We start from the raw sequence: 15,674 nt of genomic DNA, 5'->3' as shown, positions 1-15,674 counted from the left end.
AAAAACTTTGAGAAAGGGTGTTTTTACAATGACAACAACACAGGAGAATCAATTAGAATTGGAGAATGTTTATACCATTACCGACAAACATGTTTATACCGTGTTGAATACTTCCGTTTATGAGGAATGGGAAGATTGTTGTGAAGTTGGCAATCTTACTTTACTTAATCGTATAAGCGGTGAACAAGAAGAATTTACAATTTGGGGTGGAAATTCAGAGGGAAATTACTTCTATGTTTGTCTACCAACTAATGAATTTGATGAAGATGACGAGGAAATTTTAGATGTTACTTCACTCGATTTTTTTGGAATTGACTTATCAGCATTTAAAGAACTCTCTAATAAATCACGTATAGCTGCAACTTATGATTTTTTATCGGGCTTGGAGGAGTACTTTCATATGCCGGTATCTTTCAGAGAAGCGTATCGTGCCTTACGAAATGCAAACCAATTGTATTTATACAATGCGGAGGGAAAATTAATCACAAATGACGGAAATTATTAATTCCTAGTCATCTAAAGAGAGATGTATATTTACAATACTGTATTTGGAGGAAGTAGCTTATGAAAAACAGAATAGAACTATCAGCGGGTAGCGTAGAGTCGAAATTTCCTAGTTTATTTGAAAAATATCTAAACAGTGAAATAGAAGTAGGGGACTTAACTTATAATGAATTCAATAAACTCATGTTAGAATGGTACAATTCTTTCAAGAGATCAGGCGGAAATTATACAACTATTATCCAGACGGTAATTACTCACTCAAAAAGCATTGAATTAGATGCAGATAAAGAAAATGAGTTAAAAATAATTAATTTATGGCTAGAAAAGAACATTAATGTTATTGAATCACAAACAGAGAAAACGTCTATTGTATCCTTTCCACAACATCCTAAAAATGAAACGGAAATGGAACGAAATAGAAGATTAGCTATACTAGAGGCAACATTCAATGATCTATTCCCTAATGAGGAATAGAGATTAATATAATACAAAAAACAAGATCAATATAGTTTCTATTGGTCTTGTTTTTAAAAGGAGAAAAATATATGTATACAACTTTAGAAAAATCTTTTGAAAAAACTGCTCCATTAGCAGATATATATATACCAAATGAAACGAATAGAGACTCTGAATACTATTTTCAATTACTTTCAGATTACGGAATATCCCTTAATCCTTCTCAAAAAGAAGCTGTTTCTACAGTGAACGGTCCCGTGCTACTAATAGCAGGTGCAGGAGCAGGTAAAACCACTGCACTTACTTGTAGAATCGGTTACATGATTCATACCGCTAAAGTAGATCCCTCTTCCATATTACTTGTTACCTTCACTAAGAAAGCAAGTGTGGAGATGGTGGAAAGATTAGCTCGTATACCAGGTATCACCCGACAAGCAAGTAGAGAAGTTGCCTCTGGTACTTATCATTCTGTATGCTTACGTATTTTGCGAGAACAAGGATATGATTTTAGCGTGTTATCGTCTGAACGAAGAAAACATATTATGCTAAAATCTATTTTAAAGAGAATGGGACTTCAAGATGAATACTCAGCTGAAACATTAGCTAGTATTATTTCTAACTGGAAGAATCAAATGATTCGTCCGGCACAAGTCGATATTTCCACTCCGATTATGAAAGAGTTGAAAGATGTATATGCAGCATATGAGAAAATGAAAGACGAACAGAATTTATATGACTTTGATGATATGTTGCTAGAAACCTATTATCTATTTACGTATGAACCGAGTGTATTGGAAATATACCAGGAGAAGTTTAAATATATTCTGTGTGATGAGTTTCAAGATACGTCCTACGTTCAATATGAAATTATTCGACTACTAGCAGAGCCATATAACAATTTGTGCGTAGTAGGAGATGATTCACAAACCATTTATAGTTTTAGAAGTGCTAGTTATCGCTATATGGTGGATTTCGACAAATTCTATCCCAACAGTATTCGCGTTATTATGGATATTAACTATCGATCCGTCCCTTCTATTGTGGGGTTTGGAAATAACATTATCCATGCGAATACCAAGCAGATTAAGAAAACCTTGCAAGTGGTAAAATCGCAACCTATACCTATATACTATTCGACTCCTGAAAATAGTGAGGAAGAGGCAAATCAAATAATATCGCAAATTAAAGATAAGCAGTTAGATGGTACTTCCTTAAAAAACATTGCGATTATTTATCGAACGCATGCTACAGGGAGGGCTATATTCGATAGATTGATATTAGCAGATATTCCATTCGTTACTTATGGAAAATCAAACGAATCCTTCTATCAGAATACATTTATCCGTCCCATTTTAGCATTATTACGAGTGGTTAATAATCCGCTGGATGTTGATGCTATGATTGAAGCAGCACCCGTCTTTTATATTAGTAAAGCGGATATGCAAAAGACGATTGATGAGGTGGCTGGCCCTTATTTGGGGAACTTGCCAAATGACTTCGTTAATCAAGCACTAAAAAGATTAGCTGATAAAAAGAGTGGTTTTCAACAACGGAAGTTACTTGAAAAAGTGGATGCCTTACACGATTTAAAAGAAATGACAGCTCCACAAGCTATAAGAGAGATCCGTAAAGGAGTTATCGGCTACGATAGTCAATTAGAAGTCGATGGAAGAAAGACGATTAGCATTCACAAAGAGGTTATTGCAGAAATCTTGGATGAATTTGAACAGGCTTCTAGAGGGTTTGCTAATACGCAATCATTTCTTTCCTTTATTCAACGAGTAGAAGATAAGAATAGAGAGATGGAAGAGTTAAGAAAAATTCCTGATATAGAGGCAGTTCGTCTTATGACTATTCACGCGTCTAAAGGATTAGAATTTCAAGTCGTGTATGCTATTGGTTGGTCTGAAGGAATCCTACCACATGCTTCATCACTTGATACGAAAAAGAGAGAAGATTCACCTTTAGAACCGCTTGAAGCATTAGAAGAGGAACGTCGGTTAGCTTATGTATGTGTTACGAGAGCAAAAGAATCTTTGTATATCTCGGCTCCGAAACGACATCGTGATAAAGAGGTAGAGCCTTCTCGATTTATTGAAGAAGGATTATTAATTGCCACATGAAAATGGAAAGATGATAGATTAAGTGATAGAATAGTATCATAAATTCATTTGTGAACTAAATATATTCAACCAGGAGTACCCTGATAAACTAGCTAATGCTAATTTATTTGGGTGCTTTTTTATTTTTTAAAAGGGAGTCGATACGGGATGAAAAAACAAATACAGGTAGTAGCAGCTATTGGAAACATAGTGGCGTTTGAGAGGAAAGGGAAATTAATTGAAGGCTTAGTGATATCAGTATTGGAAAAATCAGTAGTTGTGGAGGTCTCCTTATATGACCAATTATTTCTCTCGCTAGATAACGACCGTACAGTCGTAAATTATAAAAAGGTTAGCGTGGTATCTTGATATGTATTATGTAGAGCTACAGGAAGACCTTAAACAATGCAACGTTGTCAGTGTTTATATTTCCATAGGTGAATCACTATTTTTAAATTATTTGACTGATAAATTGCTGCTATTTCCATTGCATATAGCATTTGAAGAAAATTTCTGGAGACATGCTAAGCCGTATATTGGTACTTACCAAAATACAGACAGTAAAAGTAATCTATTTAAGCTAAATACGGCTATCCAAGTTGTTATTCCTAACAACAGTTTGACAAATAGTATTCCAAAAACCAAAGAGTCACTAGCTGATGTCCTGTTAAATTGGTTAGATGAATCCTACAGCGAATTTCAAATTAACCATAAAAATAAGAGAATAAATAGTTTTGGACTAACTGTTTGACATATTAACATTTATAACATATCATTATATTATATTAGTTAATAAATATTAGGGAGGTATTAAGTGTTGAATGATTTGGTAACAATTGTTTTCTATATCATTGGTATATATCTAGCCTGGAAAGTATTTTCCGTTCTCAAGACAATTGTTTTTAGAGTGCTTGGTTTATTAAGCGTTATTTTTGTTATCTGGCGGTTGACACTTCTATTTTAAAAGACTTAATCGCAAACAATTAAAGAAGGGGTTGTGGTAGTTTGAATACAGTTATTGTAGAGCAAGACACTGTTTACAGAAATCTTCTAAGTACCAATTTAACGGAGCAAGGGATAGTTATTGTTCCCGAGGACATACCTGTAACTGAAATAAGTTGTTTATACAGAAAATATTTTCCTAACTTGTTCGTATTAGGGATAGGTGATAACTTTCAACAAAGCATAGAAAGCATTGAGTACTTAATGTATGAGTATCCATTCGCAAAGATCATTGTAACTGCAAATGAAATAGAAGATTACCATGTAAAAGAAATAATACGTGTAGGCGTTAAAGGAATAGTGTTAAAATCATCCGGTTTCGATTCATTATTGCATGCAATGCAAACAGTCGATAATGGTTTCAATTTTTTCGACCCATTTGTAACAAATATTGTAATTCAAGAATTTTTCAAATTACGTACCCTAGACGATTTCACAACATCCAAGAGGAAAGTAAGAGACCCTCGTAATATATTAACCAAAAGGGAATACGAGATATTAGAAAACTTAGTATTAGGAAGTAACAATAAAAAGATTGCAGAGAGTTTAACGATATCGGAAAAAACAGTTCAAAATCATATGTCTAATATCTTCGTAAAGTTGAAAGTTAATGACAGAACACAAGCTGTCATACTAGCGATTAAAGAAGGATGGGTTGCTATTTAATCTACGAACAAGAAATGGAGATTTTCATGAAATTTACTGGAAAGATTCTAAGATTAAGTAAGGATGGAAAATTACGTATTCCAAAGAAAATATTAAAAAGACATTATACTATTGATACAAAAAATCCACAGGTTGAGATATTTCTATCCTCTGATATGATTGTAATCCAACCTTATAAAACAAGTTGTGCAGTAACAGGAAAAAAATCCGAAAATTTAATTGAACTCCTACCAGAATTCTTTGTAAGTCAAGAGGGGATGAAATTACTACTCTATGAACTTAAAAAAAATTTTAATAATTAAGTTTACGCTTAATACTAATTTAGTTTAAATATAATTGTAGATCAATAAAATATACTGAAATGAGGAACTATTAGAAAATGCTAAAAAAGCAATGACAGAAATATTAGCTATAGGTATATTTCCACAAATTACTTATTCAATTAATGACTCAAATGCCCTTACTTTTTAAAATGTATTACCTGGAAAGATTGTGGAATCTAAAGATGGAAATATCGGAATTATTACAGGAGTAAATCAAAAAACCATTAATGTTACTTACACAAATAATCGTTCCGTTCAAGGTCCACCAACATTTCTCAAATTATCTGATGTATCCTTTGAACAAGCTAGAAGTAAACGGAAAAATTACTAGAGGTAAAGCAAGAGTATACGTTGTCAATTCTGCTTCAGCTTATACACTTCCCGAGGATAAACTATCACTTTACATTAAAGATGAAATATCAGAAATCCAATAAAAAATTTAAGAAAGTGAGTAGATAATATGTCAATGCTCAAGATAATATCCTAAAAAAAGAAGTATTAGCGATGGTAGGTCAAACGATACAAACCATTTGGGGTCCTTCGCAATGAAGTATTGAAAAATGAAAATGGAAAAAGAATAGTGCATCTATAATTTTGCTCTGATAAAATACAGTAACCACCTATCACTAAAATTAGATAGGTGGTTTTAAATTGTTTAATGTTACTTATTAAATTCACTTCGTTATATATTGAATTTATAATCCTTACATCACAAGTGAATAGATATATTATTCGATTAACTATCCATAGTTATCCTCTTAGAGACTGGATTGCTCTTACGATAATTTCTGAATGAATTCTACCTACATTCAACTTATCCATTTTAATAAAAGACTTACCTAAGTGTAAAATATGAAAAGCAAAATCCTCTGCTATTTCTTCGGGTATTTGATTGCCAGATAGAATATCAATAAATAAATCCTGTATAGCCCATTGATCATGACACGCAGCTAACTCCCAAATTTCTTTCAAACATTCTAATTGACATGCTGTACTTTGAGGTGTTGCCTTGTAAAATCTATTTAAGAAATAACCAAATGAGTTTAAAGAACTGAATGGCCACCCGACTTGCTCGTAACATTTATTAATATTTACAATAAATAATTTTACAAATTCTAAAGCTTTATCTTCCCCAATAAATAATACAAAACTTGATATTTTACTAATTGTTTCGAAATAGTTTATTATAGGCTCTATAAAATCGTAATAAACATGATCGTATATATTTGATTTCATAATTACTTCATAAAGTTCATTCGAGTCAATAGGATTTTCTTTACTTAAATATTCTCTCACTGTATTTTTCTCTATATTTTGGTTATTCAATTTTGAATACAACTCTTGATGTTTAAGTAATTCCTTTTTTAAAACTGACACATTTTCATATCTATCCTCTATTCTTTCAGAAGCTGCTCCTTTGATGATGAATTTATATGTTGGAACATCACTTATATCCCTTGGTTCTCTTCCTGTAAGGATAAAGTATAGTATTTTCCCCAAAGAATAAATATCGCTCTGTATATTAGCATCTTTTAAATTATCTACTTGTTCTGGTGCTGCATAATTAAAACTGCCATATCCTTGAACTGAAGAATAACCACCTTGAGTATGTTTAGAATAATCTTTGCCTAAACCAAAATCACATATATACCATTCACCGTTTATTCTTAAAATATTATTTGGAGTTATATCTCGATGTAATATACTCTTAGAATGCGCAATCGAAATCCCATCAATAATATGCTCAAAAATATTTATACGAGTATCTATATCTAAATCTTGATTATTTTTAGTAATATATTTATGTAAATTTTGTTCTGCACAAGGCATGATATACCACAATTCTTCTTTATTAAAATCTATTAATGGAACAATATTAGGCTCACCTGTTACTGCCTTTAAAATATCAATCTCTCTTTTAAATCTTTTTACATCAATTTCATTCTTTTTAGATTCATTCTTCAATTTCTTTACAGCGTATTTATCACCATTTTTATCTACATATCTTGACACGTGTGCAAATGCACCTTCACCAATTACAGCCTCAAATTGTAGCTCATTTAACATAATTTTCACTCCTCTTAATTAATCTTTTACACTAACAATTCATTCGAACCTTATCTTAATTTGAACTAATTCTTATATAAATCATTTTATTTACTTTTTAAGAAAAAACAAAGATTTTATCATCAACTTATGTAGTTATGCTCTTTCAGTATACAGGTATTAGATGACCATTTACTAAATCTCTTTGACCATAACATAGAATAATCCACTTGTTAATGTATAAAATAAGTGGTTTAGACTCTTTCAAATAAAATTAATATGTGTGTTCTTTTTGAGATCCTACTTTATTCCTGTAGAAGGACATGAATATTTGGATAATACAAAAGGCTCTATAACAACATTTTCATACCTATAGTCCACAAGTTGTTGTCCACAAAAGCAGGACACCAGAGTTAGGACGATTTGTCCTAACTTTGCTGCCCTTTAACAAACTTAGCACATAACCCCTCCTCTTTCTACTATTCTACTAACCTGTTATAATTAAGCTAAAATTCAATTAAGCTTAAACTTAATTATAATGATTTTTAAAGGAAGTGTAATTATGCCTGCTCCAACAAGAAAAGTAATTTTAGCAGAACAACATATTGAACGTGCTTTAGTAGAACTACCCGATTATGTAACAGATTTTGTTCGGGCCAAGAAACGTAATCGCAACTCCCCCACTACTATCAGTGGTTATTTGCATGACTATAAACGATTCTTTGATTGGTTGCGTTCTGAAAAACTCTCCGATGCCACTGACAATAAAGATGTGAAAATTGAAGTGTTAGAAAAGCTACCTAAGAAAAGTATGGAGTTTTTTATTGAAATGCTAACCGAAGAAAAGATAGAAAAACAAAAAGGAGTGTTCCTCCCTCGCACAGAGGCTAGCGTAACGCGATTTATCCAATCATTAAAGTCCCTTTTTAATTATTTAACAGAGGAAAGTGAAGATGAGGATGGCGAATGTTACTTCTATCGCAATGTTATGTCGAAGATCAAGACTCCTAAAAAATCCGAGTCTGCAGCAAGACGAGCAAAACGAATTAATTCGGCAATACTTACACAAGAACAAATGGATGGATTAGTAGATTACGTTAAACATAGTTACATACACACTCTTTCCCCTGGCCATCAAAAGCGATTTATACGCGACCAGTTACGTGATATTGCGATAATCAGTTTATTCCTGGGGAGCGGTATTCGAGTAAATGAATTAGCAGGATTACTATTAACGGATATTGACTTAAAAAACGATGATATTAGCGTTTTAAGGAAGGGTAACAAGTTAGATACAGTTAGTATCACCCCCACCGCTTCCAATGACCTACGAGCTTATTTAGACGTGAGAGAGGAACAATATAAACCGGAAGATAGTAACAAGTTTGTGTTTCTAACGAAGTATGGCGGAAAAGCAAACCCAATCGCTGTAGAAACGATACAAACGATTATCGGCAAATACTCAAAATCATATTTAGAAGGAAAAAAACTTAGCCCCCATAAATTGCGTCATTCCTTTGCAAATAGTTGGATGGCGAACGATGGTAGTATGATTGGATTGCGAGATCAATTAGGACATAATACAATCGAAACAACTGCTTTATACACCAACCTTTCTCAAAGTGACCAACGAGAGATATTACAACGGATGGATAAATCTAAGGAGCAGAAAGAATAAAGACATCAAAAAACGACACATCAACAGATGAATCGCTCGTTATTTAAGAGTCCTACTGAGAAAGGGCTCTTTTTACTTTATTCAAAAAGTACATTGTTAAAGATTCCACTGTCACATTCTAACACTATAAATAATTTCACTATATAAAACTTCAGTAACTAACTTTAAATACTTCTCCCTCTGAAACATAAGCTACCCTATGTATTTTACCTTCAATCCAATGATAAGCAATTAAACCACGCGTCTGATATGTAACAATATCTGAATCAGTGCTAGTAGGAGGACCCCAAGAAGTTTTCGAAATGTACTTCGCATCCATACCTACATATGGAGGTTTTAGCTTGATATTATTTTCGAATTGTTCATTATTTTCCTTTACAATAGCTTCATGCTCCAACACCCAAAGGGACGATTCATCACCAAACCGCTCAGTTTTAATGAGTATTCTAGTGTAAGTAGGAAACTGATCATAAGGATACTTTCCTTGTTCTCTATATTCTTTTAAAAAAGCGTACATTTCCTCTTCAATTTTCTCCAAGTAATCCTCTGAATCCCAAAACCCATTTGCTTCTTCAAAAGCTTCATATGCATCAGTTAGGTCATATCCATATTTATGTCCATACTGAGCATCAAATTCATAACTATTCTTGCCATAACTATAATTACTATAGTCTTCATAAAAAAATAACATCCAACCAAACAAGACTATGACTATAAACAAACTACCGATATATATATATTTACGTTTCATCTTAAACCAATCCCCCATACAAATATAATCGGCTAAGATTCTATAGTCTTTAAAACTTGGCTAAGCTGAGTTATTTAACAAAGATTGTTCGAAAAGCCTTTGACTAAAGGTTTTTTATACGATATAATTAACGTATAAAAAATATTAATATATTACATTAAAGCAAATAGAATTTGAGGTGGAATTTATGTTACAGGATTTACTTTGGTTAGCGAGTGCCAAACAACAATACAATATGCAACGTTCAGCAGGTATGGCTGGATTAATGGGGTTTTTAAGTCTCTTCTTCATTGTTTGGAAATGGGATGAATGGTTTTATCCAGTATTTCAAAAGTTAGGTTTCGTCGATATGGCTCACCGTGTCGGTATAGTTAGTGAATTGACAGCTCTTACTACTTTAAGCGTCCTACTTCTTATTGCAATGGTTAGTTTCTTCTTTGCCCTTATTGCCTTTTTGCTCTTATTTGCCATTGGTACTTTCTTTGCTATCGGGAATACCAAAAAAGGTTTAACAATCATCTCTTACGGTATCCTTATCTTGTTTGCACCAATTATCCTTCCTGTTGGTCTTTACTTCCATCTAAAAGATAAGAAAGCTAAAAAGAAAGATTTCGAGAATGGCATTATCCATCCTACTACAATGGAAAACAAGTATAAGACAGACAAAACACTTAAACCATTATGGAAGAATTACAAAAGTGATTTAGAGACCATTCGGATGTTCCAACTGTTTCAAGAGCAACTAAAACGTGAAGGAAATGGTTCCAATCTTATGTATAACGGATTGAGTACAATGGTTTCTCAAGTTATGGAGCAAAAAAAGACATTACACAAGTATTTAAATCGTGCTGTTGCATCTGTTTCTGATGATCGCAACTGGTTAATTGCTCACAATCACGACAAACGTAGTAAACCTAAGAATGAGGACCATTCTTATTATCTATTGTTCCCGAATCCACTTCCTGCTTATGCTTCTAAGAACTTTTTAGACGACTGTTATACAGAAGATTCCGTTGTGCGAATTAATCCAGATTATCTTCACAGAAGTCCTTTCTTGTATAACTATCTTATCTTGAATGGAAATCATGAGAATGAACGCTATAAAACGGAACCACTCTATGTGCCAGCTATAGAAATCGAGTTTGTTTGGAATGGTTTTGAAATTGTACCGCAAATTAAAGAGAATGCTCAAATGCAATCCCTTTCTACTCAATATTTAGATATCTACCAAATGGAGTCGGAGCAGCTTAATTCCTTCTTTGAGAAAGTTGGAACACGAGAAGACGTAAAAACAGCAATTAAAGAGGCTCATATCGCCCTTTACTTAATTCCTGCTGCTTATGATGAATCAGAACTTACTCTGTATAATCAATATGTACAAGCTACACCTAATGCTCAGGCTTTTGCACCGTTATATCAAGCAGATGTACAAGAAAGAATAGTTCAGTATGCAAAAGTAGGAAAACAATGGGCTATAAAATGGTTGGCTACAGATATTTAAGGAGGAAACCATGGCAAGAAACAAAAAGTATCCATTAGATCAGCAAAAGTTAATTGAACTACTTCAAAACCATAAAGACCATTTGACGAGTATGTCTAAATGGAATGTTTACAGCAAGGAACATGACCTTCCCCATTCTCAAACGATTATTAAATATTTTGGGACTTGGAACAAAGTAAAAGAAGCGTTGTCTTTAGAACAGCAGGGTCAGAGTAGACCACCTGAATATACAGACGAGATGCTATTGGAATACTTAGATAGATACAAAGAAGAATTCACGTCTATTTCAGAGTGGAATACATTCGCTAAAACCAACCAACTCCCCTCTTACTATACATTTACACGTCATTTAGGGACTGAAATAGTGGAACAAAAAACAATGACTATGGTGTGGGATAAGAACAAACTAAAGCGTTTGATATTGTCTTATTTCCCCGACACCCCTCCTACTGTGGCTAAATGGATGGAAGTTGCTAACAAAGAAAAGTTACCCTCTCACATGACTATTGTTCGCCATTTTAAGTCATGGACTCAAATGAAATATGAAGTTTATAGAAGTTGAGATACCATAAATTAATTTCCTTTCTTTAGAAAGGGATTAGTTTTAGTAAACCTTCAAATTAATAAAGATAGGATTCCTCTTTATATCAAAGGAACCCTATCTTTTTTTAAATGGCTATGTGAAGGGAAAAGGTTGATATATAAAAGGGTTTTCCTATAAACATTGGAACTGGATATTTATGTTAAAATAAATAGAAGATTGTGAAAGGGTTCACTTAAACTAACGAGGCATTTGATTGAAGAAGGAAAAGAATAAACGAGAGTGAAGAAATAAACAAATAAATAGAATGGGGACCTAGCTTCCTTATCATAGTTTTAGATCATGCAAGTATCTTAATAATCACTTTCAAGAGTCAAAGACCTCAAAGAAATGGAGATGTATTAATCCCATTAGACTGGAAGTATAAAACAAAATAGAAAGAGGATTTAAAAATGAATGTAACTGGTGACTATCAATGTAATGTTTGTGAACATATAACTAGAATTAAGGTTCAGTTAGGTTGGTTAGAAAAATATCCTGTGAGAATAAAATGTAGCAATTGTAATATCCCCATTTATGGTGAAGTTAATTTAGACCAGAAGGAAGGAACTTTTAAAGTTGATTTAAATAATGTCACACAAGTAGAAGCGAAGAATGACCCTGATTTTTTAATCGAAGTATCTGGTGAGCTACTAACTGAAAAGTTAAGAACATATACTGGAAGTTCTGATACCTATTTTCCTCCTTATTTCAAAAGTGGTATTTTTACAATGGGAGATTATAATGTATTAGAATTCCAAAGAACTATAGTCAATTTTCTAAACTCTATCAAAAATAATTGGCCCGTTGTAAGACGTATAAATGAGCTTTGGCTTAGTGAGAATTATAAATATCTACCTAAAGAATTAAATAAAGTTTTAAATAAAACTAATTTTCCTGCTGATAATGAACTAGAGTACTTGCGAGCAGTTCATATGTTGAATATAAGATTTTTCAAACCTATTTTTCAGGACTACTTTGTCGTAACAACGGATTTCATATTCAAAACCATAAAAAAACTACTTAATAAAGATCATAAAATTTATAGAGAATTATATTTAATGTTTGGCCCAAAGCTAAATACTTATGAAGAAAAAATATATATTATTATGTGTAAGTTCATAGAGAAATTTCCAATGATACTTCCTGTGATTGGCTTGGATTTTTATAAGGAACCAGAAAATAAAGATGAAGCTATAAAAAAAATGGGTCTGACTACAGTAGATTTTGAAGATATAAAGGATTTTTATATTGATACTTTTGAAGATATTGCTGAAATTTTCGATTTGATATTAGCATATGAAAACTTATTAGTTAGAGATGATTTTAATCTAATGAACCCAAATGTTAATAAAGAGATAAAGACATTAAAAGATTATCAAACAAAAATGAATAGTAAAGGAAGAAAATTAGAGTTTATTAACTCTTTAGAAGAATTTAAGGTACTGTTTGCTCTTAAAGTAGATAATAGATTAAGAAATGCTATAGGTCATAGAAGTTATAAATTTGATATAGAAACCCAGCTGATAAATTATTACCCATCAGGAACTATTAATAAAGGTGAATTAGAGAAGATATATCTCAGTGAATTTGTTATAGAATGTTTACAGTTGTTTAGGACCTGTTTGGGAATAGGTGAAATAATTTATCAAACCAGAAAAAACTGTTTAGTTGAGCAAGGTCATCCTCTAAGAAGAACAACAGATTACTTTCCAGATTTATTAGAGAAAAAAGTCAGACAAATTACTAAAAATAACAAACCTAATGATACATATAGAAAAAAACGGAAAAAGAAAAAAATTCAAAGTAATGCGAGAAAAATAAATCGTAGGAAGAAATAAGTAGGAGTTGAAAATGGAAAATTCACTTAACCGTGATTGGTCATATGCCAATATTGCTGGAATAAAGACTAGAATAGAATTAACATTGTATTTCAGTAGAACACATAAAGAATGTAGATTAGTGTCATTAACGGAGTGCTTTAATAAAAAAGGACATCAAAGTAAAATGAGCTGGGAAATACATTTTCCAGCTCACTTTTCATGTGCATCTTAAATCAACCTTTACCTTTAACATAGCCTAAAATAATGAAAATTCCTGTTGTATTTCCTCACTATCTTTACTATTACCTTGTACTGGCTCTGGATTTACATAGAAAATACAATCTTCCCCATCAGATGCTTCATCCTTTAGCAGATATCCATTATTAACTTGCTTCGACAAAGCGATGAGAATGTCAAAATAAATATACGGTCTACCAAAGTCACCTATTGAAATGCGCTTATCCACATCAAAGTTCTTAACGATAATCCAACTAATCTCTACTGCACTATTTACCCCATTCATTACTAGCGAATAAGCTATTTCGTCTATTTTCGCTCCTTGTCTAACTAATTCTATAGTTGCTTTGAGTCTTGCATCTTGCTCCATCTTTTCAAGCAACACTTTTTCTTTTTCTTGTTGTTTTCTCTTTTTCTCTAGTTCACTTCTAGCTTTTCGTTCATCTTCTAACATATCCTCTATTTTTTTCTTCTCTTGTATGAGCTTTTCGATTTTTTCATTTCTTTGTTGCTGTTCTTCTAATTCAAGTTTTATCTGAATTTCCCGTTGTTCTTCTAGTAAAGCTTCCAATTGTTTTTCAAGATACTTCTTTAATAGATTCATTTGCCGATCAAGTAGAGGAACATTAACTTCTATATGCTTTACTATTTTGGGGGAAACAACTGTTTTATCTTGTATTTTTTCATAAACTTCATATCCATATTCCCCATGTTTGACCTTCCATAGCAATTCATCCAATTCATGATCAAACCTATCTAATTCATTAATTACCCCATTAATATCCTTCACATCAATGTTTAGAAATACACTTAAATGGTCTTTTCCATATTGAATGATTTTTCCTGTTTGCTGATGCTCTACGGTGAACTGATAGCGTAACTTTCTACCACATGCACATTGACCAGCGAGATTTCCCAATCCATAATCTGCGAAGTCAATAATCATCCAATCGATTACAAGCAGTTCATCTTCTTCTAGTTCAGTATCGATTGACTTAATTGCCGATATCTTTTCATCCCTCATTACATTTTCAAAAATGGTACGTCTGCCACGCTTCAATTCCTTCATCAAGAAATCACGTTGTTCTGCAGTAAGTAATAATAGAAGTTCTTCTCTTTTTTCTATAGAAAGCCTATCGTACATATACATTCCCCTTTCTAAAAATCTACTATGTATCAAAAATACTTTTACTTTTATTTTAGGATAATCATACCATTTATTGCTACATAAAAGATTTTATAAGAGATAGCAAATAAAATATCGTGTATAAAATATAAGAGCATATCTTGAATTATATTACATTTTCAAGACATGCCCTATATTCCTATTTGATCTAAAGTTAGAATGATACATCTAATACAAATGTATATTCTTATTCAAATAACTTTCCAATTTCTGATAATGGGGTAATCACTTCAAATGCACGATGCTCTTCATCCCCAACTGGCTGTATTTCTATTTCTACTAAGATTTGTATGCCATCGCTATACAGGAGCGTTAAGAGCCCTTTATTGCTTTCTCTATCATATTCATCTAGTTTAAATTGATATTCTAACTTCTCCAGAAGTCCCTCACGATTCACTAGTTTCAGAAAATCTGCTAATACTTTTGGTAAATCTATTACCGTATGTGTACCTTTTTTTAGAGAACGAATGGAATCAGATGAAAAAGCAACCGTTAGTTGATCAACATCTTGCAACATAAAAGCTGAATAGACAAATTGCATAGTTTCTTTTCGTAATTCTTCGGTAGTTACATCATGCGAATGTCCGGTAAATTGTTCTCTTTTAAAGAAAACCTCATCCCCACCAGGAATCTTTGACAAAATAAATTCATCTATTTGTTTTGATTCATCAATGACCTCTGTTATTTCTTCTGTTGTATCCACAGGAACAACGACTTTTTCAGTCAATTTGGTTGGTTCTTCTTTCCATAATATGAAATAGAGTAATACGAGGAGTCCTACGACGAAAATAGCTATACCAAGTTTTTTGTTTTTCATTA

Annotated in this window: 16 protein-coding genes; 12 read left to right on the top strand and 4 right to left on the bottom strand. The window is 32.3% G+C overall.

All coding sequences use genetic code 11. The features are described from left to right. Positions 1-28: 28 nt before the first annotated feature. From MKX53_RS18900 to MKX53_RS18870, 7 genes are all read left to right on the top strand, one after another. Complete coding sequence (locus MKX53_RS18900) at positions 29-505, top strand: hypothetical protein (RefSeq protein ID WP_340913499.1); 477 nt, start codon at positions 29-31, stop codon at positions 503-505. Between the two features lie 59 nt (positions 506-564). Next, a complete protein-coding gene (locus MKX53_RS18895) occupies positions 565-978 on the top strand; it encodes a hypothetical protein (protein WP_340765814.1) in 414 nt (137 codons plus the stop codon). 71 nt (positions 979-1,049) lie between these two features. Beyond that, on the top strand, positions 1,050-3,083 hold the full coding sequence (locus MKX53_RS18890; protein ID WP_340913497.1) for an ATP-dependent helicase: 2,034 nt from the start codon (positions 1,050-1,052) through the stop codon (positions 3,081-3,083). A 147-nt stretch (positions 3,084-3,230) separates the two neighbouring features. Then, positions 3,231-3,431 carry a DUF2187 family protein gene (locus MKX53_RS18885; protein ID WP_340765838.1) on the top strand — a complete coding sequence of 67 codons (201 nt, stop codon included), beginning with the start codon at positions 3,231-3,233 and terminating at the stop codon, positions 3,429-3,431. Position 3,432: 1 nt separating this feature from the next. Then, the gene (locus MKX53_RS18880; RefSeq protein WP_340913496.1) at positions 3,433-3,813 is read left to right on the top strand and encodes a hypothetical protein; all 381 of its coding nucleotides are present in this window, start codon (positions 3,433-3,435) and stop codon (positions 3,811-3,813) included. A 254-nt stretch (positions 3,814-4,067) separates the two neighbouring features. Then, positions 4,068-4,730 carry a response regulator transcription factor gene (locus MKX53_RS18875; protein ID WP_340913494.1) on the top strand — a complete coding sequence of 221 codons (663 nt, stop codon included), beginning with the start codon at positions 4,068-4,070 and terminating at the stop codon, positions 4,728-4,730. A gap of 26 nt (positions 4,731-4,756) precedes the next feature. After that, entirely contained in the window at positions 4,757-5,032 is a 276-nt protein-coding gene (locus tag MKX53_RS18870) for a hypothetical protein (RefSeq protein ID WP_340913491.1), read from the top strand. A gap of 771 nt (positions 5,033-5,803) precedes the next feature. Here MKX53_RS18870 and MKX53_RS18865 read toward each other — a convergent pair. Then, positions 5,804-7,120: a serine/threonine-protein kinase gene (locus MKX53_RS18865; protein WP_340913488.1), complete on the bottom strand. Its 1,317-nt coding sequence runs from the start codon at positions 7,118-7,120 to the stop codon at positions 5,804-5,806. Positions 7,121-7,661: 541 nt separating this feature from the next. Between MKX53_RS18865 and xerS the strand changes: the two genes are divergently transcribed. After that, the gene (xerS, locus tag MKX53_RS18860; RefSeq protein WP_340913487.1) at positions 7,662-8,777 is read left to right on the top strand and encodes a tyrosine recombinase XerS; all 1,116 of its coding nucleotides are present in this window, start codon (positions 7,662-7,664) and stop codon (positions 8,775-8,777) included. A gap of 151 nt (positions 8,778-8,928) precedes the next feature. Here the strand turns inward: xerS and MKX53_RS18855 are convergent, their stop codons facing one another. After that, positions 8,929-9,528 (bottom strand): hypothetical protein, encoded by a 600-nt coding sequence (locus tag MKX53_RS18855; RefSeq protein ID WP_340913485.1) that lies wholly within the window; start codon positions 9,526-9,528, stop codon positions 8,929-8,931. A gap of 187 nt (positions 9,529-9,715) precedes the next feature. Here MKX53_RS18855 and MKX53_RS18850 point away from each other — a divergent pair, with 187 nt between their 5' ends. The 4 genes from MKX53_RS18850 to MKX53_RS18835 all read left to right on the top strand — a co-directional run bounded on the left by MKX53_RS18850 (position 9,716) and on the right by MKX53_RS18835 (position 13,664). Beyond that, positions 9,716-11,029 carry a hypothetical protein gene (locus MKX53_RS18850; protein WP_340913484.1) on the top strand — a complete coding sequence of 438 codons (1,314 nt, stop codon included), beginning with the start codon at positions 9,716-9,718 and terminating at the stop codon, positions 11,027-11,029. A 10-nt stretch (positions 11,030-11,039) separates the two neighbouring features. Beyond that, the gene (locus MKX53_RS18845) at positions 11,040-11,591 is read left to right on the top strand and encodes a hypothetical protein (protein ID WP_340913481.1); all 552 of its coding nucleotides are present in this window, start codon (positions 11,040-11,042) and stop codon (positions 11,589-11,591) included. A 431-nt stretch (positions 11,592-12,022) separates the two neighbouring features. Continuing rightward, on the top strand, positions 12,023-13,450 hold the full coding sequence (locus tag MKX53_RS18840) for a metal-binding protein (protein ID WP_340913478.1): 1,428 nt from the start codon (positions 12,023-12,025) through the stop codon (positions 13,448-13,450). A gap of 13 nt (positions 13,451-13,463) precedes the next feature. Continuing rightward, on the top strand, positions 13,464-13,664 hold the full coding sequence (locus MKX53_RS18835; protein ID WP_340913477.1) for a hypothetical protein: 201 nt from the start codon (positions 13,464-13,466) through the stop codon (positions 13,662-13,664). A 24-nt stretch (positions 13,665-13,688) separates the two neighbouring features. Here MKX53_RS18835 and MKX53_RS18830 read toward each other — a convergent pair whose 3' ends face one another. Both MKX53_RS18830 and MKX53_RS18825 read right to left on the bottom strand, forming a co-directional pair. Continuing rightward, a complete protein-coding gene (locus MKX53_RS18830) occupies positions 13,689-14,813 on the bottom strand; it encodes a hypothetical protein (RefSeq protein WP_340913474.1) in 1,125 nt (374 codons plus the stop codon). Between the two features lie 229 nt (positions 14,814-15,042). Next, on the bottom strand, positions 15,043-15,672 hold the full coding sequence (locus MKX53_RS18825) for a hypothetical protein (protein WP_340913468.1): 630 nt from the start codon (positions 15,670-15,672) through the stop codon (positions 15,043-15,045). Positions 15,673-15,674: the final 2 nt, after the last annotated feature.

This window comes from Psychrobacillus sp. FSL K6-4615 (assembly GCF_038008225.1).
Lineage (GTDB): Bacteria > Bacillota > Bacilli > Bacillales_A > Planococcaceae > Psychrobacillus > Psychrobacillus psychrotolerans.
The sequence above is the reverse complement of the archived record's forward strand: the minus strand, read 5'-3'. Positions and strand labels throughout refer to the sequence as shown.